Source organism: Pseudomonadota bacterium (assembly GCA_039196715.1).
GTDB lineage: Bacteria > Pseudomonadota > Gammaproteobacteria > CALCKW01 > CALCKW01 > CALCKW01.
Window position 1 is genome coordinate 19,502 of record JBCCUP010000003.1, and the last position, 20,622, is coordinate 40,123.

General features: G+C 66.0%; 19 protein-coding genes. 6 read left to right on the top strand and 13 right to left on the bottom strand.

Features of this window, described 5'->3' with window-relative positions:
* Positions 1-13: 13 nt before the first annotated feature.
* Both xthA and AAGA11_02195 read left to right on the top strand, forming a co-directional pair.
* Positions 14-832, top strand: coding sequence for an exodeoxyribonuclease III (gene xthA / locus AAGA11_02190; GenBank protein MEM9601649.1), 819 nt, complete (start codon positions 14-16; stop codon positions 830-832).
* A complete protein-coding gene (locus AAGA11_02195; GenBank protein ID MEM9601650.1) occupies positions 822-1,328 on the top strand; it encodes a gamma-glutamylcyclotransferase family protein in 507 nt (168 codons plus the stop codon). The genes xthA and AAGA11_02195 overlap by 11 nt, the downstream gene beginning before the upstream one ends.
* Positions 1,329-1,352: 24 nt before the next feature.
* On the opposite strand, the gene AAGA11_02200 is transcribed toward AAGA11_02195, so the two are convergent.
* The 9 genes from AAGA11_02200 to hfq all read right to left on the bottom strand — a co-directional run bounded on the left by AAGA11_02200 (position 1,353) and on the right by hfq (position 9,730).
* Complete coding sequence (locus AAGA11_02200) at positions 1,353-2,174, bottom strand: methylated-DNA--[protein]-cysteine S-methyltransferase (GenBank protein ID MEM9601651.1); 822 nt, start codon at positions 2,172-2,174, stop codon at positions 1,353-1,355.
* A gap of 86 nt (positions 2,175-2,260) precedes the next feature.
* Complete coding sequence (gene cysB / locus AAGA11_02205) at positions 2,261-3,235, bottom strand: HTH-type transcriptional regulator CysB (protein MEM9601652.1); 975 nt, start codon at positions 3,233-3,235, stop codon at positions 2,261-2,263.
* Between the two features lie 19 nt (positions 3,236-3,254).
* A complete protein-coding gene (locus AAGA11_02210) occupies positions 3,255-4,550 on the bottom strand; it encodes an adenylosuccinate synthase (protein MEM9601653.1) in 1,296 nt (431 codons plus the stop codon).
* 3 nt (positions 4,551-4,553) lie between these two features.
* The gene (locus tag AAGA11_02215) at positions 4,554-5,732 is read right to left on the bottom strand and encodes an ATP phosphoribosyltransferase regulatory subunit (protein MEM9601654.1); all 1,179 of its coding nucleotides are present in this window, start codon (positions 5,730-5,732) and stop codon (positions 4,554-4,556) included.
* Between the two features lie 74 nt (positions 5,733-5,806).
* Positions 5,807-5,989, bottom strand: coding sequence for a DUF2065 domain-containing protein (locus AAGA11_02220; protein ID MEM9601655.1), 183 nt, complete (start codon positions 5,987-5,989; stop codon positions 5,807-5,809).
* Between the two features lie 20 nt (positions 5,990-6,009).
* The gene (hflC, locus tag AAGA11_02225; GenBank protein MEM9601656.1) at positions 6,010-6,882 is read right to left on the bottom strand and encodes a protease modulator HflC; all 873 of its coding nucleotides are present in this window, start codon (positions 6,880-6,882) and stop codon (positions 6,010-6,012) included.
* Between the two features lie 2 nt (positions 6,883-6,884).
* Positions 6,885-8,039 carry an FtsH protease activity modulator HflK gene (gene hflK, locus AAGA11_02230; GenBank protein MEM9601657.1) on the bottom strand — a complete coding sequence of 385 codons (1,155 nt, stop codon included), beginning with the start codon at positions 8,037-8,039 and terminating at the stop codon, positions 6,885-6,887.
* 129 nt (positions 8,040-8,168) lie between these two features.
* Positions 8,169-9,455, bottom strand: coding sequence for a ribosome rescue GTPase HflX (gene hflX / locus AAGA11_02235; protein MEM9601658.1), 1,287 nt, complete (start codon positions 9,453-9,455; stop codon positions 8,169-8,171).
* A gap of 23 nt (positions 9,456-9,478) precedes the next feature.
* Positions 9,479-9,730 (bottom strand): RNA chaperone Hfq, encoded by a 252-nt coding sequence (gene hfq / locus AAGA11_02240; protein MEM9601659.1) that lies wholly within the window; start codon positions 9,728-9,730, stop codon positions 9,479-9,481.
* A gap of 265 nt (positions 9,731-9,995) precedes the next feature.
* Here hfq and AAGA11_02245 point away from each other — a divergent pair, with 265 nt between their 5' ends.
* Genes AAGA11_02245 through mce form a run of 4 tightly spaced genes read left to right on the top strand, consistent with a single transcriptional unit; the run spans position 9,996 to position 15,866 of the window.
* Entirely contained in the window at positions 9,996-11,900 is a 1,905-nt protein-coding gene (locus AAGA11_02245; GenBank protein ID MEM9601660.1) for a propionyl-CoA synthetase, read from the top strand.
* 8 nt (positions 11,901-11,908) lie between these two features.
* Positions 11,909-13,441 carry an acyl-CoA carboxylase subunit beta gene (locus tag AAGA11_02250; GenBank protein ID MEM9601661.1) on the top strand — a complete coding sequence of 511 codons (1,533 nt, stop codon included), beginning with the start codon at positions 11,909-11,911 and terminating at the stop codon, positions 13,439-13,441.
* A 32-nt stretch (positions 13,442-13,473) separates the two neighbouring features.
* Positions 13,474-15,465, top strand: a complete 1,992-nt coding sequence (locus AAGA11_02255) for an acetyl/propionyl/methylcrotonyl-CoA carboxylase subunit alpha (GenBank protein ID MEM9601662.1) — start codon at positions 13,474-13,476, stop codon at positions 15,463-15,465.
* Positions 15,462-15,866 (top strand): methylmalonyl-CoA epimerase, encoded by a 405-nt coding sequence (gene mce, locus AAGA11_02260; protein ID MEM9601663.1) that lies wholly within the window; start codon positions 15,462-15,464, stop codon positions 15,864-15,866. The genes AAGA11_02255 and mce overlap by 4 nt, the downstream gene beginning before the upstream one ends.
* A gap of 20 nt (positions 15,867-15,886) precedes the next feature.
* On the opposite strand, the gene AAGA11_02265 is transcribed toward mce, so the two are convergent.
* The 4 genes from AAGA11_02265 to grpE all read right to left on the bottom strand — a co-directional run bounded on the left by AAGA11_02265 (position 15,887) and on the right by grpE (position 20,606).
* Positions 15,887-16,720: a tRNA threonylcarbamoyladenosine dehydratase gene (locus AAGA11_02265; protein MEM9601664.1), complete on the bottom strand. Its 834-nt coding sequence runs from the start codon at positions 16,718-16,720 to the stop codon at positions 15,887-15,889.
* 6 nt (positions 16,721-16,726) lie between these two features.
* A complete protein-coding gene (gene dnaJ, locus AAGA11_02270; protein ID MEM9601665.1) occupies positions 16,727-17,851 on the bottom strand; it encodes a molecular chaperone DnaJ in 1,125 nt (374 codons plus the stop codon).
* Between the two features lie 72 nt (positions 17,852-17,923).
* Positions 17,924-19,858 carry a molecular chaperone DnaK gene (gene dnaK / locus AAGA11_02275; protein MEM9601666.1) on the bottom strand — a complete coding sequence of 645 codons (1,935 nt, stop codon included), beginning with the start codon at positions 19,856-19,858 and terminating at the stop codon, positions 17,924-17,926.
* Positions 19,859-19,943: 85 nt separating this feature from the next.
* On the bottom strand, positions 19,944-20,606 hold the full coding sequence (grpE, locus tag AAGA11_02280; protein ID MEM9601667.1) for a nucleotide exchange factor GrpE: 663 nt from the start codon (positions 20,604-20,606) through the stop codon (positions 19,944-19,946).
* Positions 20,607-20,622 lie beyond the last annotated feature (16 nt).

The window sequence follows — 20,622 nt, forward strand, 5'->3', positions numbered from 1 at the left end:
CAGGCTTTCCACCATGCGAATCGTCTCTTTCAACGTGAACAGCGTGCGCCAACGGCTCCCGCACCTGGCCGAGGTGGTGGCGCAGCACGACCCGGACGTGATCGGTCTGCAGGAGACCAAGGTCGCCGACGAGTCGTTCCCGCACGACGAGCTCGCCTCGCTCGGGTACCACGTCGTGTTTCACGGACAGAAAACGCACTACGGCGTGGCGCTGCTGAGCAAGGCCTCGCCACGGCGGGTCTACAAGGGCTTTGTCGACGACGACGCGGACGCACAACGCCGGTGGATCGGCGTCGAGATCGCGGCCCCTGACGGCGTCCCGTTGACGGTGTACAACGGGTATTTCCCGCAGGGTGACAACCGCGCCCACCCGACCAAGTTTCCCGCCAAGGCAGCGTTCTACGCGCGTGTGCTGCAATACCTGACCGACACCCACTCGCCCAACGACGCCGTGGTTGTCATGGGCGACTTCAACGTCGCACCGGGCGACAGCGACATTGGCCTTGGCGAGGACAACGCCAAGCGCTGGTTGCGCACCGGCAAGGCCAGTTTTCTGCCCGAGGAGCGCAGCTGGTTCGACGCCCTGCTGGCGTGGGGACTGGTCGACACCTACCGCGTCGTGCACCCGAACGCTGACGCCGTGTACAGCTGGTTCGACTACCGCTCCCGGGGGTTTGAGCGCGAGCCCAAACGCGGTCTGCGCATCGACCTGATTCTGGCGACGGCAGCACTGGCCGCGCGCACCAGCGACGCCGGCTCGGACTACGCTGTGCGCGCCATGGCAAAACCCTCAGACCACTGCCCTGTCTGGAGTCACTGGCATGACCGATGAACTCACCCTGCCGGAGAACTGGTTTTTCTTCGGCAGTCTGCTGGACGCCGATGTGCGGGCGGTGGTGATCGGCCGTCCGGTGCCCGACCGGGACTGTGCCGCCGTGGTGCTCGACGGTTACCGCCGCGTGCGCGTGGTCGACGAGAGCTACCCGGCGCTGGTTGCGTCCCCGGGCGATTCGGTGGACGGCATCCTGGTCAGCGGCCTGAGCGCAGAGGAGGCGTTGCGCATCCTCTGGTTCGAGGGCGAGGAGTACCAACCCGAAGCCGTGCAGGTTCGGTTCGAACGCGGTGGCTTCGACGAGGCGTATACCTTCCTCGCCGCCCCCGACCTCGGGCTCACCGCCGAGCCGTGGGACTACGCGGCGTGGGCGAACGACGCCCTGCCCGACTACGTCTCGATGACCGCAGAGTGGATGGACGGGTACGGAGAGAATGACTTCGCCGCGCAAGACGCCATCTGGCGCGCCGCTCAGGACGCCCCGCGCACCCCCTGAACCCGGCTCAGTGTACCCCCCGTTTCAGCTTGCGCGCGCCAGCGCCTCGTGGGCGAGCAGCGTGGCCTTGCGCGCGGCGCCCCAGCGGTAGCCACCGAATTCGCCCGACGCGCGGATCACCCGGTGACACGGTATCAGCACGGCAATCGGGTTGGCGGCAACCGCATTGGCCACGGCGCGGTGGCCACCGGACCGGCCAAGCGCCGTCGCAAGCTGGCCGTAGCTGACCCGCGTCCCGGGCGGCACATTGATCAGCGCACGCCAGACCTGTATCTGAAAGGCGGTACCCGAGAGCAGGATCGCTGGCTTGGCCTGGCCCGAGGCCGCCAGCACGGTGTCTCCGAGTGCCGGCGCCACTGCCGGGGCCTCGACGAACTGTGCACGCGGCCAACGCCGCCGTACCCGTTCCACTGTGTCGACCACAGAGCCCTCGACGAAATCAACGGCGGCGATGCCGCGGTCGGTCTCGCACACCACGATATCCCCGAGCGGTGTCGGCTGCACAGCCCAGCGCACAACCAAACCCGACCCCTGACGTCGGTACTCGCCGGGCGTCATCGCCTCCACACTGACAAACAGGTCATGCAGCCGCGACGGACCGGACAGGCCGGCGTTCAGGGCGGTGTCCAACACGGTTTGGTCGGCGTCGAGCATCGCGCGTGACCGCTCCAGCGTCAGCGCCTTGAGGTACTGCTTCGGGCTCAGCCCGACTGCGCGCTTGAACTGCCGCTGCGCGTGCGCCGGCGACAGGTTCAGCCGATCGGCGATGTCATCCAGGGTGGGTTGCTCAGCCTGACGCGCCGAGAGCCAGTCCAGACAGTCCGCAATCTCGTGAAACCGGTGCATGGTGTTGTCTCTGGTAGCCTGGCGACAGGGTGCGCGATGCCACACGGCCTGACCACCCGATTCTTGCGCGCCACGTGCGCGGGGCCTCAGCGCAGCGGCAGGCGGCTCGGGTCGATCGACACCGGCTCGCCGCTGAGCGCCGCATCGACAGTCTCGCGCACGAGATGGGGCGCAAAGCGTTCAATCAGGTCGTAGGTGTAGCCGCGCAGGCGGCTGCCGCGCGCCAAGGCCACGTTCGTCGTGCTCGGTTGGAACAAGCCGGAGGCATCGAGAGCCACCAGCGTGTCGCCGGCCGGCGTGTCGGGCGGTACCGCCAGCGTGGCGACGATGCCCACGCCGAGCCCGAGCGCGACGTAGGTGCGGATCACTTCGACATCCGACGCACTGAGCACCACGTTCGGGCTGAGACCCCGCTCGACGAAGGCGGTGTCGAGCCGGGATCGAGCGGTGAAGCCGAAGGTGTAGGTGACAATCGGGTACTGGCTGAGTGCTTCGAGTGTCAATTCACCCAGCGCGTGGAGCCGTTGCAACGGGTGGCCTGCGGGCACCAACAACGAGCGGTTCCAGCGGTAACACGGCAGCTGGATCAAATCGTCGAACAGCGCGCCACCTTCGGTGCTGATGGCGAGGTCCGCCTCGCCGCCGAGCACCATCTCGGCAATCTGTGCCGGTGTGCCCTGGTGGAGGCGGAGCGCGACGTGCGGGTAGGCATCGCGAAATCCCTCGATCACCGGCGGCAGGACGTACCGCGCCTGCGTGTGTGTGGTCGCGATGGCGAGCTCGCCGACGTGTGGGTTGGCAAACTCGCGGCCGGCTGTGCGGATCGCGTCAACCGCGCTGAGCGCCTCGTTGGCGAGGGCGACGACGCGCTCCCCCGCCTCGGTCAGGCTGACAACCTGCTTGCCCCGACGCTCGAAGAGTTCGACGCCGAGTTCGTCTTCCAGCGCGCGAATCTGCTTGCTGACACCGGGTTGAGAGGTGTACAGCGCGTCCGCGGTTTGCGACACGTTCAGGTTGTGCCGCACCATCGCCACGATGTAGCGCAGTTGCTGCAGCTTCACGGGGCGCCCACCGCAGACATCAGGCCAGCGGGTCGTGCAGCACGATGTTGGCGTTGCGCTCCGGGCCGGTGGAGACCATGTCGATCGACACGCCGAGCAGCGCCTGCAAGCGCGCGATGTAGGCTTGTGCCGCCTCGGGCAAGGCGTCCATCGACGTCACGCCCTCGGTCGACTCGGTCCAGCCCGGCAGGGTTTCGTACACCGGTTGACAGGCCTGGAACGCAAGGTGGTTGCCCGGCGGCCAATCGACGGTGTTGCCCTGGTCATCCCGGTAAGCCACGCAGATCTTGATCTCGCGCAGCCCGTCGAGCACGTCGAGTTTGGTCACTACCAGCCCGTCGATGCTGTTGAGTGCAATGCCCTGGCGCATCACCACCACGTCGAACCACCCGCAGCGCCGTGCCCGGCCCGTGGTCGCGCCGAATTCGTGGCCGCGCTCGGCGAGGTGCGCACCAACGCTGTCGAACAGCTCCGTCGGGAACGGCCCCGCGCCGACCCGCGTCGTGTAGGCCTTGACCACGCCGAGCACATAATCAATGTGCCGCGGACCGACACCGCAGCCGGCGCCGACACCGCCCGCGGTGGTGTTGGAGGAGGTCACGAAGGGGTAGGTGCCGTGATCGATATCGAGCAGGGTGCCCTGTGCGCCTTCGAACAGCACCCGCTCACCCGCCCGCCTCAACACGTCGAGCTCACGCGCCACGTCGGCGGTCTGCGCAGCGAACCTGTCAAACAGCCGGAACTGTTCGGCGACGATGGGATCGGGCTCCACCGCATCCTGCCCGAGTTGTTCGGTCAGCAGGAAGTTGTGCCAGTCGATCAGACCACGCAGGCGCGCTTCGGCGTGCTTCGCCTCGCGCAGGTCACCGAAATGCACGGCACGACGCGCGACCTTGTCTTCGTAGGCCGGACCAATGCCACGCCCGGTTGTGCCGATCGCATCGCGGCCCTTGGCCTGCTCACGCGCCTGGTCGAGCGCAATGTGCGTCGGCAGGATCAGCGGGCAGGATTCGCTGATGAACAGGCGCTCGCGCGCCGGCACGCCGGCGGCCTCGAGTTCGTCCACCTCAGCCGCCAGTGCGTCAAGCGAGAGGACCACCCCGTTGCCGATGAAACACGAGACGCCCTCGTGCAACACGCCCGACGGCACCAGGTGCAGGACGGTCTTCTCGCCGTTGATGACCAGCGTGTGGCCTGCGTTGTGCCCGCCCTGGAACCGCACCACGGCGCGCACGCGGTCGGTGAGGTAGTCGACAACCTTGCCCTTGCCCTCGTCGCCCCATTGGGTGCCGAGAATGATGATGTTCTGATTCATGGTCTAGATCTGTCTCGGCGTCCAGTGGCCGTCTTGGAAAACCAGGGTGCGGTCGCACCCCAGCGCACGTGCGTCGTCGTCGGCACTGAGCGCGACAACGACCCGCTCGCCCTGCTCACGTAATGCCGTGATAGCGGACCACAAGCCCGGCTCGTCATGTTCGGGTGCGAGGATGCCGGCGGTGCCGGGCTCGTTCGCCGCGTCCAGGCCACTGAGTTGCTTGAGGTCACAGCTGAAACCGGTCGCGGGCCGAGCGCGGCCAAACGACGCCCCGATGTTGTCGTAGCGACCACCGCGCGCGATCTCGACCATCGCGTCGCTGTGGTACGCCGAGAACACCACACCGGTGTGGTAGTTGTACCCGCGCAACTCGCAGAGGTCGATCAAGACCGGTACGCCGGGGTGACGCTGGTTGACGTGCTGTACCAGCGCACCCAACTCGGCGAGTGCAGCCAGCACGGCGTCGGACCCGCCGAGGCCGAGTTCGCCACGGGCTCGGATCAGCACCGAGGGGTCACCTGACAGGTTCAGCAAGGCCCGCAGCGCGTCGGCGATCGCATCGCCGAAACCGAGTCGGTCAACCAGCCCATCAAGCTCGGGTCGTGCCTTGCGCAGCATGATGTCGAACAACCGGTTTTCATCGGCCGCGTCGAGCGCCAGGGGCTGGACAACGGCCCGGTAGACACCGACGTGCCCGAGGTCGAGCTGCGGTGTGTCGATGCCCGCTTCGGCAAGCGACGCCAGCATCAACGACACGATCTCGGCGTCACTCTCGACGCCCTGGTGGCCGAACAGCTCGGCTCCGAGCTGCATCGGCGACCGCCCCACGCCGACCGAGGTACGCTGCGTGCGCAGCACCGTGCCGGCGTAGCTCAGCCGCACCGTGCCCTCACGCTGCAAACGGCTGGCATCAATGCGCGCGACCTGCGGGGTCATGTCCGCGTGCACACCCAGGGAGCGGCCGCTCAACGGGTCGATCAGTTTGAAGGTGTGCAGGTCGAGCGCGTGACCGGTGCCGGTGAGCAAGGATTCGAGGTGCTCCACGATCGGCGGGTACACGAGCTCGTAGCCCCAGCGGGTGTGCAGGTCGAGGATGCGACGTCGCATGGCCTCGATGCGCGCAGCAACAGGCGGCAGGATCTCCTCGATGCCTTGTGGCAACATCCACAGCGGTTGGGTCATGCGCGAGACACTGGCCGAGGCCGAACGGGCCACATGGGACGAAAACAGCCCCTCAGTCTACCGCGAAACAGACCTCAATGAAACGCGTAGAGCAGCGCAACCCCGGTCACCATGAGACACAGGGCCGTCACGCGCACCGCCTGGTCGGACACCGCGTGGATCTGCGCCAGCATCCGCTTGTAGCCGCGCGGGCTGATGAACGGGTAGAGCCCCTCGATCACCAGCACCAGCGCGACAGCTATCAACAGTTCAGACACGCCCGTGGCGTCCGCTCGACTCAGCGATTTTCCGAGAGGGCGTCAAAGTAGCGGAAGAAGTTGGAGTCCGGCTCCAACACCATGACGTTGCCCTGGCCGCTGAAGCTCTGCTTGTAGGCCTCGAGTGAGCGCGTGAAGCTGTAGAATTCAGCATCCTCGCCGAAGGCGTTGGCGTAGATCGCCGCCGCCTGCGCATCGCCTTCACCGCGAATCACCTCGGACTCGGAATACGCCCGTGCCAGAATCTCCTCGCGTTGGCGGTCGGCGTCGGCGCGAATGCCCTTGGCCTGCTCCTGCCCGGACGAGCGAAACTGTTTCGCAACCGTGTCGCGTTCCTTGATCATCCGGTTGAACACCGAGTCGCTGACATCGTCAGGGAATTCGACCTTCTTGACGCGCACGTCGGTGACCTCGATGCCGAGCTCGTTCGCCCGCTGGTTGGCGGCGTCGCGAACGGCCAGCATCACGGTGCCCCGCTCGCCGGCGAGCACTTCCTGCACCGTGCGCAGGCCGAAGGCGTCCAATGTCGCCTTGCGCACCACCTGCGAGAGCAGCGTGTTGGCGCGCCGCTCGTCGCCGCCGGTTTTGGTGTAGTAGGCCTCGACGTCGCCGATGCGCCACTTCATGAACGAGTCGACGATCACGTTCTTCTTCTCGCTCGTCAGCACCCGCTCCGGTTGCACGTCGAGGGTGAGCAGCCGCGCGTCGAAGGTGTGCACGGTGTTCACGAAGGGGATCTTGAAATGCAGCCCGGGCTTGTAGTCCGAGCGTGCGATCTCACCCAGCACGAGCTTGATGGCTTTTTCGTTCTCCCGCACCGTGAAGGTGCAGGTGGCGAGCACCGCGACCACGATTGCGGCCACGATCCCGGCTGTGCGCAGTGTTGCGTTCATGTTCAGCGCTCCCGTGTGCGGCGCGACCGCGAGTCGGTGGATTGAGGCAAGGTGCTGGACGACCCGTCAAAGCTCGGCAGCACCTGACGCGGCAGCGGGTTCGGCCGCGCGCCGCCCGCCGCGCCGCTGATGTTGTCGATCGGCAGGTACAGCAGGTTGTTGTTGCCCGCGTCCATCATCACCTTGGTGGAATTGCCCAGGATGCTGCCCATGGCATCGAGGTAGAGACGCTCGCGGGTGATCTCCGGCGCTTTCTGGTACTCGACCAGCAGGTCGGAGAAGCGCTGCGACTCACCTTCGGCGGCCTGCACCACCCGGGTGCGGTGCGCCTTGGCCTCTTCGAGCAGGCGCGCCGCGTCACCGCGCGCTTGCGGAACGACCTCGTTGCGGTAGGCCTCGGCCTCGTTGATGTAGCGCTGCTCGTCCTCGCGCGCCTTGTTGGCGTCGGAGAAGGCTGCCTGCACTTCTTCAGGCGGCTGCGCGCGCTCAAGGTTGACCGCCGTGACCTGGTAGCCGGTGCGGTAGCTGTTCATGACATCCTGGATCTGCGTCGACGTGTCACTCGCCACGGCATCCCGGCCCTGGGTCAGGATGAAGTCCATGGTGTTGCGGCCAATGACTTCACGCACGGCGCTCTCGAGCACCTGCTCCATCGAGCGGGTTGGCTCGCGTGTCTGGAACAGAAAGTCCTCCGCACTGAGGATGTTGAACTGAACGGCGATGTCGATCTCGACAATGTTCTCGTCCTGAGTCAGCACCTGTTGCGAGCGCAATTGCAAACTGTTGTTCTGGTCTACGTTGACGCGCTCAACGGCCTCGATCGGCCAGGGCATGCGCCAGTGAAGACCGGGACCGGTCGTCACCGTGTGGGCGCCGAATCGGGTTACCACGCCGCGTTCGGCGGCCTGGATGATGTAGAAACCGGAGAAGATCCAGCCGGCCAACGCAATCGCCGCGATGATGCCGAGACCGACACCGCCGATACTGGGTGCCGAACCGCCCCCCGAGCTGCCGGAACCCCCGCCACGCCGACCGAATATCTTGTCGACCTGGGCCTTGAGGTTACCGAACACCTCGTCGAGGTCGGGCGGGCCCTTGTCCTTGTCGTTGCGACCCCAGGGGTCCTGCGAATTTCCACCTGGTTCATTCCAGGCCATGGCGTATCTCCGTAAGCGTAAAAGTTGGGTGGCGCCCCCGCACCGGGGACCGCCGGATTCTGCTGCCGTCCGTGTCTGAGGCAGTGTAGTTGTCGGTGTTGGCACCCGCAAACACCGCGCCGCGTTCCGTCAGGACCGCAATTGGCTCTCCTTGAGCCCGGCGTGCTTGACCAGCCGCTGCCAGTCCACCGCGTCCATGTCGAGGTCGAGTTCCATCGCACCGTCTTCCAGGTTCCGCTCCTCGCGCACCGCGCCGATGTGGTACAGCGTTGCACGCAATTTTCCCTCTCGCGGCGACAACCGCAACGCACCACGCACGCGCTCGCCGCCAACACACTCGGCGATCGCCCCACGCAACAGGTCGAGCCCGTCGCCGCTGACGGCCGAGACCCACACGCGGTTCGGCCGGCCGTCGGCATCGCGCTCGACTCGCGCACGTTCTTCTCGCAGGTCAGCCTTGGTATAGACCTCCAGAGTGGGCACGTGTTCCGCACCCACACTCTGCAAGACCACGACGACGGCGTCGCTCAGCGACTGCCGTGCCGGGTCGGCGCAGTCGATCACATGCAACAACAATGTGGCCTCTGCGCTCTCTTGCAAGGTCGCGTGGAAAGCTTCGACCAATTCGTGTGGCAGATCGCTGACGAAACCGACCGTGTCGGCGATCACCGCCTCGCGTCCACCCGGCAACTCGAGCTGCCTGAGCGTCGGGTCGAGTGTGGCAAACAGGCGATCGGCCGCGTAGACCTCGGCGTCAGTCAGGGCGTTGAACAGGGTCGACTTGCCGGCGTTGGTGTAGCCCACCAGCGACACGGTCGCGACGTCGGCCTTGCGCCGCGCCAGGCGCCCACGCTCCCGTCTGGCACGCACCCGCTCGAGCGTGCGCATCAGGCGCTTGATCCGGTGGCCGATCAGCCGGCGGTCGGTTTCGAGCTGCGTTTCACCCGGACCCCGCAGACCGATACCCCCCTTCTGGCGTTCGAGGTGCGTCCAACCGCGGACCAGCCGCGTCGAGAGATGGCGCAGTTGCGCCAACTCCACTTGCAGCTTGCCCTCGAAACTGCGCGCACGCTGGGAGAAGATGTCGAGAATAAGCCCCGTGCGGTCGAGCACGCGGCACTGCAGCACGCGCTCGAGGTTGCGCTCCTGAGAAGGCGCAAGCGCGTGGTTGAACACCACGAGATCGGCTTTGTGCGCACGCACCCGCTCGGCGATGTCCTCGGCTTTGCCCGAGCCGACAAACAGCCGAGGGTCCGGTCGCGCGCGGGTGCCCCGGACGCACTCGAGCACGGTCGCACCGGCCGACACAGTGAGCTCCTGCAGCTCGGCCATGGCCTCGGCCGGGTCGCGCGCGCTGTCGGGAAACTGCAGTCCGACCAGCACCGCACGCTGGCCGACATCGAAACGCTCAAACAAGCAGGTGTCCGCGCAACGGCCGCTCAGTCACTCGGGGCGTCGGCCACATCGCTGTCGTCGATCGGCATCTTGATCGCGCGCTGCGGCACCACCGTGGAAATGGCGTGCTTGTAGACCATCTGGCTGACGCTGTTCTTGAGCAGCACGACGAATTGGTCGAAGGACTCGATCTGGCCCTGAAGTTTGATCCCGTTGACCAGGTATATCGACACCGGCACGCGCTCGCGCCGCAAGGTGTTGAGAAAAGGTTCCTGCAGCGTATGACCCTTGGCCATGGGGGATGACTCTCCGCTCGCGCACGGAGCCGGCCTCACGAGCGCGCTGGATGTTGTTATTCGAGGGGGAGCTGACCGGTTTTGCACGACGATATCAGGTGTGTAGGCAACACTCAACGGAGCGACGACAGGGCCCGCGCCCCATCGAATTTTATTTTACGTTTACGTTAACGTAAACTTTGAGCCCTGCACGATGCCGCACCGCCCCACACCGGTGCAGAGCTGCGTATCATGGCGCAGCCATGCCACTCGGAGAGACTTGCCCATGTCAGGGGAATTTGACCGCGTCTACACGCACGCCAGTGAACAGCCCGAGGCCTTCTGGGCCAAGGTGGGTGCCGCCCTGGTCTGGGATACACCGCCCACACGCGTGCTCGACGACAGCGACTCCCCGTTCAACCGCTGGTACCCCGACGGGCAACTCAACGCGTGCTTCAACACCCTCGACGTGCACGTCGACGCGGGTCACGGCGACCGCACCGCCCTGATCCACGACAGCCCTGTCACCGACAGCGTGACACGCTACAGCTACCGTGACCTGCGCGACGCGGTCGCGACCCTCGCCGGCGCCCTCAGCGCGCGCGGAGTCGGCCCGGGCGACCGCGTGATCATCTACATGCCGATGATCCCGGAAGCCGCCATGGCCATGCTGGCCTGCGCCCGCATCGGCGCGATCCACTCGGTCGTGTTCGGCGGCTTTGCCGCCAACGAGCTGGCCGTGCGCATCGACGACGCCGAGCCCGCAGCGATCCTGACAGCGTCCTGCGGCATCGAGGGTGCACGCGTGGTCGAGTACAAACCGCTGCTCGACAAGGCGATCGAGCTCGCCACCCACACACCCGCGTTCAACCTCATCCTGCAACGCCCTCAGTGCGCAGCGGCGATGCACGCCGGGCGCGACGTCGACTGGCAAGACGCGGTGGCAGCCGCCTCGCCGGTTGGCTGCACCCCCATGCCGGCCAACGCGCCGCTCTACATCCTCTACACCAGCGGCACCACCGGCCAGCCCAAAGGCGTTGTGCGCGACACCGCGGGCTACCTGGCCGCGCTCAAGTGGAGCATGAAACACATCTACGACATCGAACCGGGTGAGGTGTACTGGGCCGCGTCCGACGTCGGCTGGGTCGTTGGCCACTCGTACATCGTCTACGCGCCGCTGGCGAACGGCAACACCACGGTGATGTACGAGGGCAAGCCGGTCGGCACACCGGACGCCGGCGCCTTCTGGCGGGTGATCAGCGACCACAAGGTGTCGAGTCTGTTCACCGCACCGACCGCGTTCCGCGCGATCAAAAAGGAAGACCCGAACGGCGAACTGCTGGCGCACTACGACCTGTCGTCGTTGCGCAGCCTCTTCCTCGCTGGCGAGCGTTGCGACCCAGACACCTTGCACTGGGCCGAGCGACACCTGGAGGTGCCGGTGATAGACCATTGGTGGCAGACCGAAACCGGCTGGTCGATTGCGGCGAATTGCATGGGCATCGAACACCTGCCGGTCGTGGCGGGCAGCCCGACGCGGCCCGTGCCGGGGTACCGACTCGAGGCGCTCGACGATGCCGGCAAGCCGGTTGCGCCCGGCGAGATCGGCGCGCTCGCCGTGCGCCTGCCCTTGCCGCCGGGTTCGTTCACCACACTCTGGAATGCCCCGGAACGCTACCGCTCGGCCTACTTCGACACCTTTCCGGGCTACTACGAGACCGGTGACGCCGGCTACCTCGACGACAACGGCTATGTGTTCGTCATGGCCCGTACCGACGACGTGATCAACGTGGCCGGCCACCGCCTGTCCACGGGCCAAATGGAGGAGGTGCTGGCCGAGCACCCGGACGTTGCCGAGTGTGCCGTGCTCGGCGTGGCCGACACCCTCAAGGGGCAGTTGCCGCTCGGCTTGCTGGTGCTCAACGCCAACTGTGACCGCGCCCACGACGCCATCGTCGACGAGTGCGTGCAGCGTGTCCGCGAGACCATCGGCCCCGTTGCCGCCTTCAAATTGGCCACCGTGGTCCCGCGGCTGCCGAAGACCCGCTCGGGCAAGATCCTGCGGGGCACGGTGCGCTCGATCGCGGACGGTCGCGCGTGGAAGATGCCGGCCACGATCGATGACCCGGTGATCCTCGACGAAATCACCGGCGCCCTGAAAACCCTTGGCTACCCCCTCACCACGACTTGAGCGCTGACATGCAAAGCATCACCGATCAACTTCAGGCCAAGCGCGCCGCAGCACGGTTGGGTGGCGGGCAGGCCCGCATCGACAAACAACACGAACGCGGCAAACTCACCGCGCGTGAGCGCCTCGATGTGTTGCTCGACCCGAGCTCGTTCGAAGAGTGGGACATGTTTGTCGAGCACGACTGCCACGACTTCGGCATGGCCGCGCAACGCACCCCCGGTGACGGCGTTGTCACGGGGGTCGGCGCCATCAACGGGCGCCAGGTGGCGGTGTTCAGCCAGGACTTCACCGTCTACGGTGGATCGCTCTCCGCTGCGCACGCGCGCAAGATCTGCAAGGTCATGGACGCGGCGATGAAACTCGGCATCCCGGTCATCGGGCTGAACGACTCCGGCGGCGCACGCATCCAGGAGGGCGTGGCGTCGCTCGCGGGCTACGCCGACGTCTTTCAGCGCAACGTGCTCGCCTCCGGTGTGGTGCCACAGTTGTCGATGATCATGGGGCCCTGCGCGGGCGGTGCCGTGTATTCGCCGGCGATGACCGACTTCATCGGCATGGTGCGAAACACCTCCTACATGTTCGTGACCGGCCCCGAGGTGGTCAAGACCGTCACGCACGAGGACGTCAGCCAGGAGGAACTGGGCGGCGCCCAGACCCACAACAGCGTGTCGGGTGTCGCGGATTTTGCCTTTGCGAACGACATCGACGCCCTGCTCCAGCTGCGCAAGCTCGTTGGCTACCTGCCGTCGAACAACCGGGAAAGGCCGCCCCGTCGACCCGCAACCGATCCGGCCGACCGGCCCGACCCCGCGTTGGAGACGATCATCCCGGCCAACCCCAACCAACCCTACGACATCAAGAGCGTTATCCACGCGATCGTGGATGCCGGTGATTTCTTCGAAACTCAAGCCGACTACGCGAAGAACATCGTCACCGGTTTCGCGCGCTTCGAGGGTGCCCCGGTCGGTATCGTGGCCAACCAACCCCTGGTGCTCGCCGGGTGTCTGGACATCAATTCGAGCAAGAAAGCCGCCCGGTTCGTGCGATTCTGCGACGCATTCAACATCCCGCTGGTGACGCTGGTCGACGTGCCCGGCTTTCTGCCTGGCACCGCCCAGGAGTACGGCGGCATCATCAAGCACGGCGCCAAGTTGCTCTACGCCTTCGCCGAAGCCACCGTGCCGAAGATCACGTTGATCACGCGCAAGGCCTACGGCGGCGCCTACGACGTGATGGCATCAAAACACCTGCGTGGCGACCTGAACTACAGCTGGCCCACCGCCGAGATCGCGGTCATGGGCGCCAAGGGCGCCGTTGAGATCATCTTCAGGCAAGACAAGGACGACCCCGAGGCCATCGCCGCCCGGGAAGCCGAGTACAAAGACAAGTTCGCCAACCCCTTCGTCGCCGCGAGTCTCGGCTTCATCGACGAAGTCATCCAACCGGCCAACACGCGACGCCGCATCTGCAACGGCTTGCGGTCCCTCGCCAGCAAACAGCTGGCAAACCCGTGGAAGAAGCACGGCAACATCCCCCTGTAAGGCGTCGCGGCGGAGCAAATCGAATGGCCAGTGTGTTCAAGAAAATCCTGATCGCCAACCGCGGCGAAATCGCGTGCCGCATCGCACGCAGCTGCCGCAGGCTGGGTATCGCAACCGTCGCAATCTACTCGGACGCCGACGCGGACAGCCTGCACGTGAAACTGTGCGACGAAGCGGTGCACGTCGGCGGCAATGCGAGCAGCGACAGCTACCTGCGGATCGACCGCATCCTGGACGCGATCGCGCAGACGGGCGCCGAGGCCGTGCACCCGGGTTTCGGGTTCCTGTCCGAGAACAGCGAGTTCGCCGAAGCACTCGAGGCGGCCGGCGTGGTGTTCATCGGACCGGGGCAGCACGCCATCGCGGTCATGGGCGACAAGATCGAATCGAAGAAGCTCGCCGAAAGCGCCGGTGTCAACACGGTCCCCGGCCACCCCGACGCACTCGACTCGGCCGAACAGGCCCGTGCGCTGGCGGAGCAGATCGGTTGCCCGGTGATGCTCAAGGCGTCGGCCGGCGGCGGTGGCAAGGGCATGCGCATCGCCTGGACCCTCGACGATGTCATCGACGGTTTCACCAGTGCACAGAACGAGGCACGCAACGCCTTCGGAGACGACCGCGTTTTCATCGAGAAATACATCGAGGAACCGCGGCACATCGAAATTCAGGTGCTCGCTGACACGCACGGCAACACGCTGTACCTGCAGGAACGCGAGTGTTCGATCCAGCGCCGTCACCAGAAAGTCATCGAGGAGGCCCCCTCGCCTTTTCTCGACGCCGCCACCCGGCAGGCGATGGGCGAGCAGGCTGTGGCCCTCGCCCGGGCCGTCGACTACCGGTCGGCCGGCACGGTGGAGTTCATCGTCGACAAACACCGCCAGTTCTATTTCCTCGAGATGAACACCCGGCTGCAGGTCGAACACCCGGTCACTGAAATGATCACCGGCCTCGATCTGGTGGAACAGATGATCCGCGTGGCCGCTGGCGAGCACCTCGCCATGCAGCAAAGCGACATCCCGATGAACGGCTGGTCTCTCGAGTGTCGCGTGTACGCCGAGGACCCGGACCGCAACTTCATGCCCTCGACCGGCCGCCTGAGTCGGTACGCCCCACCGGCCGAAAGCGACCGCGTGCGCGTCGACACCGGCGTAGAGGCGGGTTCCGACATCTCGATGTTCTACGACCCCATGATTGCCAAGCTGGTCACCTGGGGGCCGGACCGCGACACCGCCATCCGCGAGATGCGCCGTGCACTGGACCACTACGTGATCCGCGGCGTGCAGCACAACATCCCGTTTTTGAGCGCGTTGCTCGGGCAGGACGATTTCGTCTCCGGTGCCCTGCACACGGGTTTCATCGACACCCACTACCCGAGCGGCTTTGACAGCGCCATGGTGCCTGGCATGCCGGCGCTCTCGCTGGCCGCCGCGTGCGTCTGTCAGTGCCGTGAAGACGACGCCGACGCACAGATCGAGGGGCAGCTTCGCGACACGCCAACACCCACCGAACGGGTGTACTGCAGTGTCATCGACGGCGACACCGTGGCGGTTCACAGCGTGCACGACGGCGCGCAGTTCACGGTGCACTGGGCGGACAACCGCGTTGAGGGGCACTGCGACTGGCAGCCGGGCCAGACGCTGCTCACGCTGAACGTCGACGGTGCCGAACACTGTCTCCAGGTCGACCGTGTGGGACGGGCCTGGCAGGTGCAGTGCGCCGGACGCGTCGACCGCTGGCAGCTCTACCCCGGGCACATCCAGGCGCTCCTCGCCCACATGCCCGCGGACGTCGAGGCCGACATGAGCGGCTTCCTGGTGTCACCGATGCCGGGCCTGCTCGTTCGGGTGTCGGTTGCTGTCGGTGACACGGTCAAGGCCGGGCAGGAGCTCGCGGTGGTCGAGGCGATGAAAATGGAGAACGTGCTCAGCGCCGAGCGCGACGGACAGATCAAGTCGATCGAGGCCAGCGCAGGCCAGAGCCTCGACGTCGACCAGGTGATCCTCGCCTTCGAGGACGACGCGTGATCGGCCGCCTGAACCACGTCGCGCTCGCGGTACCCGACCTCGACGCGGCCAGCGCGACCTACCGCAGTGCGCTCGGTGCCACGGTGTCAGCGCCGCAGGCGCTGCCGGAACACGGTGTGACGGTGGTGTTCGTGGAGCTGCCGAACACCAAGGTCGAGCTGCTCCACCCGCTCGGCGACAACTCGCCGATCCAGGCCTTCCTCGACAAACACCCCAAGGGTGGCATGCACCACCTGTGCTACGAAGTCGAGGACATTCGCGCGGCGCGTGACGCCTTGGAGGCCACCGGCGCGCGGGTTCTGGGCGACGGCGAGCCGCGCATCGGTGCCCACGGTAAGCCGGTGCTGTTTCTGCACCCAGCCGATTTCAGCGGCACACTGGTCGAATTGGAAGAGGTCTGAGGCGACGCGCGATCGCGCGTTCAACGTGCGCTGGCGGGCCGCGTCTGCGCGGTCAATCGGCGCAGCAGCTCGGCCGCCGCCGCGAAACCGAAGCTCGCGGTGACCATGCTCGTTGCGCCAAGTGCACCTGCGCAATCGAGTCGCCCGCCCGCGCCGTCAACCGGAAGCCCGGACGCCAGCTGCCCGGACGCCGGCCTGCCCTGGCGTGCTTCGCCGTCGGCGTGCTGGTGTCGCACGGGCTCGCCCGAAAACACCGTCGGGATGCCGTAGCGCCGTTTCGGGTTCCGGCTGTAGCCGTAGCGGTGGCGCAGTCGCGAGCGCACCCGCGCCGACAAGGCGTCGCCGCGCACCGTGTTGAGATCGGCGATCTCGATTCGGGTCGGGTCGAGGCGGCCGCCAGCGCCACCGGTCGAGACCACCGGCAGCTTGGCGCGCCGGCACCAGGCCAGCAGGTCGGATTTCGCCACCACGCTGTCGATGCAGTCGAGCACGCCGTCGAGTGGCGCAGCCAGCACGGTGTCGAGGTTGTCCTGCGTGGCGAAATCGATGAGCGCTTCAACGTCGCAGCCGGGGTGGATGTCACGCAGGCGCGCCGCGAGCACCTCGGCCTTGAACTGGCCCACCGTGCCGCCGAGCGCGTGTGACTGGCGGTTGGTGTTGCTCACACAGACGTCGTCGAGGTCGACCAGCCGAATCCGCGCGACGCCGGTGCGCACCAGCGCCTCGGCGGCCCAGGACCCGACGCCGCCGAGGCCCACAACGCACAGACTCAGCGACCGGATCCGGTCGGCCGCGTGCGCGCCGTAGACGCGCTCGATGCCACCGAAGCGCGCCTGCCAGTCGCTCGCGTCCATCCTGAATCAGCTGCGTTCGAAGAAAGACTTCACCGAGTCGATCCAACTGCTGTGCTCCGGACTGTGCCGGTCGCCGCCGAGCGACTCGCCAAGCTTCTCGAGCAATTCGCGCTGCTCGGCGTTGAGGTTGACCGGCGTCTCCACACGCATTTCGCACATCAGATCGCCGACAGCGCCACCGCGCACCGGCTTCACACCCTTGCCGCGCAAGCGAAAGAGCTTGCCGTTCTGCGTGCCGGCCGGGATCTTCAGTTTCACACGGCCGTCGAGCGTCGGCACTTCGAGCTCGCCGCCGAGGGAGGCCGTCACCATGTTGATCGGCACACTGCAGATGAGGTTCGCGCCGTCGCGCTCGAAGATGTCGTGCGGCTGGACCCGGATCTGGACGTAGAGGTCGCCCGTCGGGCCACCGCGCTCCCCGGCTTCGCCCTCGCCGCTGAGCCGGATGCGGTCACCGGTGTCGACACCGGCGGGAATCTTGACCGAGAGCGTCTTGTTCTCCTGGATGCGTCCGCGTCCGTTGCAAGGGGCACAGGGATCTTTGATGACTCTTCCGGTGCCGCCGCAAGTCGGACAAGTTTGTTGCACAGAGAAAAAGCCCTGCTGCATTCGAACCTGGCCCAGTCCATTGCACGTGGTGCAGGTTGTCGGGCTCGTACCGGGTGCAGCGCCGTTGCCATCACACGTATCACACTCCACCAGCGTTGGCACCTGGATCTTGACTTCGGTGCCGCGCACCGCGTCCTCGAGTGCGATGTCGAGGTTGTATTGCAGATCGGATCCACGCGATGCGCGCGAGCCTCGGCCTCCAGCGCGTTGCCCGAAGATGTCGCCGAAGACATCGCCGAAGATGTCGCCGAAGTCGCCGCTGAAGCCGCCCGCACCGCCGCCGCCGCCCATGCCGCCTTCGAGGCCGGCGTGGCCGTACTGGTCGTACACGGCGCGCTTGCGCTCGTCACTCAGGACATCCCAGGCCTCCTTCGCCTCCTTGAATTTGGCCTCCGCTGTGTCATCGCCGGCATTGCGGTCCGGGTGATACTTCATGGCCAATCGGCGGTACGCTTTCTTCAGCGTGGCCTCGTCGCTGCCCTTGGCAACGCCGAGCACCTCGTAGTAATCGCGTTTGGACATACCTGACTACCTGTAAACAGAAAAACCGGGGCGCTCAGATGCAACCCCGGTTCAGACTCGCGACGGTCGGGATCAAGCCGACTTGTTGTTGTCGTCCTTGACCTCTTCGAACTCGGCATCGACGGCGTCGTCCGATGCCGCGTTGCCGCCGGGCTCGCCCGGTGCCGCGTCAGCTGCCGGGTCTGCTGCGCCCGCGTTGCTGTACGCACGCTGGGCGAGATCGCCTGCCGCCGCTGACAGCGCCTCCATGGCCGCGGTGACCGCGTCCTTGTCATCGCCGTCGAGCGACGCGCGCAAGGCGTCGATCTTGGAACGGATGTCCGCCTTCTCGTCGTCGGTGACCTGCTCGCCGAGTGTCTCGAGCGATTTCTCGGTGCCGTGGATCAGGTTGTCAGCCTGGTTGCGCAGTTCGACCATCTCACGCAGCTTGCGGTCTTCGTCCGCGTGCGCCTCGGCGTCGCGCACCATCTTGTCGATTTCGTCGTCCGACAGGCCCGAGGAGGCCTTGATCACGATCGACTGCTCCTTGCCGGTGGCCTTGTCCTTCGCCGACACGTTCAGGATGCCGTTCGCGTCGATGTCGAAGGCGACTTCGATCTGCGGTACACCGCGCGCCGCCGGCGGGATGTCGGTCAGGTCGAACTTGCCGAGCGACTTGTTGCCCTGGGCAAGCTCGCGCTCGCCCTGCAACACGTGCACGGTGACCGCGCTCTGGTTGTCGTCGGCCGTCGAGAACACCTGCTGGGCCTTGGTCGGGATCGTGGTGTTCTTCTCGATCAACTTGGTCATCACGCCACCGAGTGTCTCGATACCGAGCGACAACGGCGTCACATCAAGCAGCAGCACGTCCTTGACGTCGCCGCCAAGCACACCGCCCTGGATCGCCGCACCGAGGGCCACCGCCTCATCGGGGTTGACGTCGCGCCGCGGTTCCTTGCCGAAGAAATCCTTGACCACGTCCTGGACCATCGGCATGCGCGTCTGTCCGCCGACCATGATCACGTCGGTGATCTCGGACGATTTGATGCCCGCGTCCTTGAGCGCAATCCGGCAGGGTTCGATCGTGCCTTGCACGAGGTCTTCGACCAGCGACTCGAATTTGGCCCGGGTGATCTTGATGTTGAGGTGCTTCGGACCGGACTGATCGGCCGTGATGTACGGCAGGTTGACGTCGGTCTGCTGCCCGGACGACAACTCGATCTTGGCCTTCTCGGCGCCTTCCTTGAGGCGCTGCATGGCCAGGGGATCGCCGCGCAGATCGAAACCCTGATCCTTCTTGAACTCGTCGACGAGGTAGTCGATCAAGCGGTTGTCGAAGTCTTCGCCACCGAGGAAGGTGTTGCCGTTGGTCGAGAGCACTTCGAACTGCTTCTCACCGTCGATCTCCGCGATTTCGATGACCGAGACGTCGAAGGTGCCGCCGCCGAGATCGTAGACCACGATCTTGCTGTCGCCGGAGTTCTTGTCCATGCCGTAGGCGAGCGCCGCGGCCGTGGGCTCGTTGATGATCCGCTTGACTTCAAGTCCGGCGATCTTGCCCGCGTCCTTGGTGGCCTGGCGCTGGCTGTCGTTGAAGTACGCCGGCACGGTGATGACCGCTTCAGAGATACTCTCGCCCAGGTAGTCCTCGGCCGTCTTCTTCATTTTCATCAGCACACGGGCGGACACCTCGGGCGGGGCCATGCGGTTGCCGTCGACCTCGACCCAGGCGTCACCGTTGTCCGCCTTGGTGATGGTGTACGGGACCAGCTCGATGTCTTTCTGAACCTCCTTGTCCTCGAACCGACGCCCGATCAGACGTTTGACCGCGTACAGCGTCTTGGCCGGGTTCGTGACCGCCTGGCGCTTGGCCGGCTGGCCGACCAGGACCTCGTCGTCGACGAAGGCCACGACCGACGGGGTGGTGCGGTCACCTTCGGAGTTCTCGATCACGCGCGGTGCGCTGCCTTCCATCACGGCCACGCACGAGTTCGTGGTGCCGAGATCTATACCGATGATTTTTCCCATGTTTTCAACCTTTTCCAGGAAGCTGTGCGACCGCGGGTGGCGGCCTTGTTAGATGTCAGTGAACGTGGGGACTGTGCCTGTATTTTCAAGCACCTGAGTCCGCCGCCTTGGAAACCATGACCAGGGCCGGCCGCAGCAACCGGTCGTTGAGCGTGTAGCCCTTCTGCATGACCGCGAGGACCGTGTTCGGCGCGTGCTCCGCGCTCTCTTGCAGGGTCATGGCCTGGTGTCGTTCGGGGTCGAAGGCCTCGCCGGTCGGGTCGACGGCGACGAGCTGGAACTTGTCCATCGCCGACACCAGCATCTTCAAGGTGAGATCGGTGCCCTCCTGGATGCGCTGGAGGTCAGCGTCGTCCTGCTGGGCGGCTTCCAGACCCATTTCCAGGCTATCGCGCACCGGCAACAGCTCGTTGGCGAACTTCTCGAGCGCAAACTTGTGCGCGTTCTCGACATCGCGTGCCGAGCGCTTGCGCAAGTTCTCCATGTCGGCGTGCAGCCGCAGCGCCAGCGCGGCCTGCTCATCCGCGCGCGCCGCCTCCGCCTCGCAGCGTGCCTGCCAGTCGATCGCCTCCGGCGTGTCAGCGTCCGAAGACGCGTCGACCTCCTCGCCAGCGTCGACCTCGGCGTCGGCTGAGACGGCGTCGCCGGCAGGGCTGCCGTCAGCCGGGTCAGCCGGGTCAGCCGGCTTTTCGATCGGGTCGTCGGCTGCCTCAGCAGGTTTTTCAGGATCAGGTGATTGCGACGCCATGGCGCTCTCCATCAAG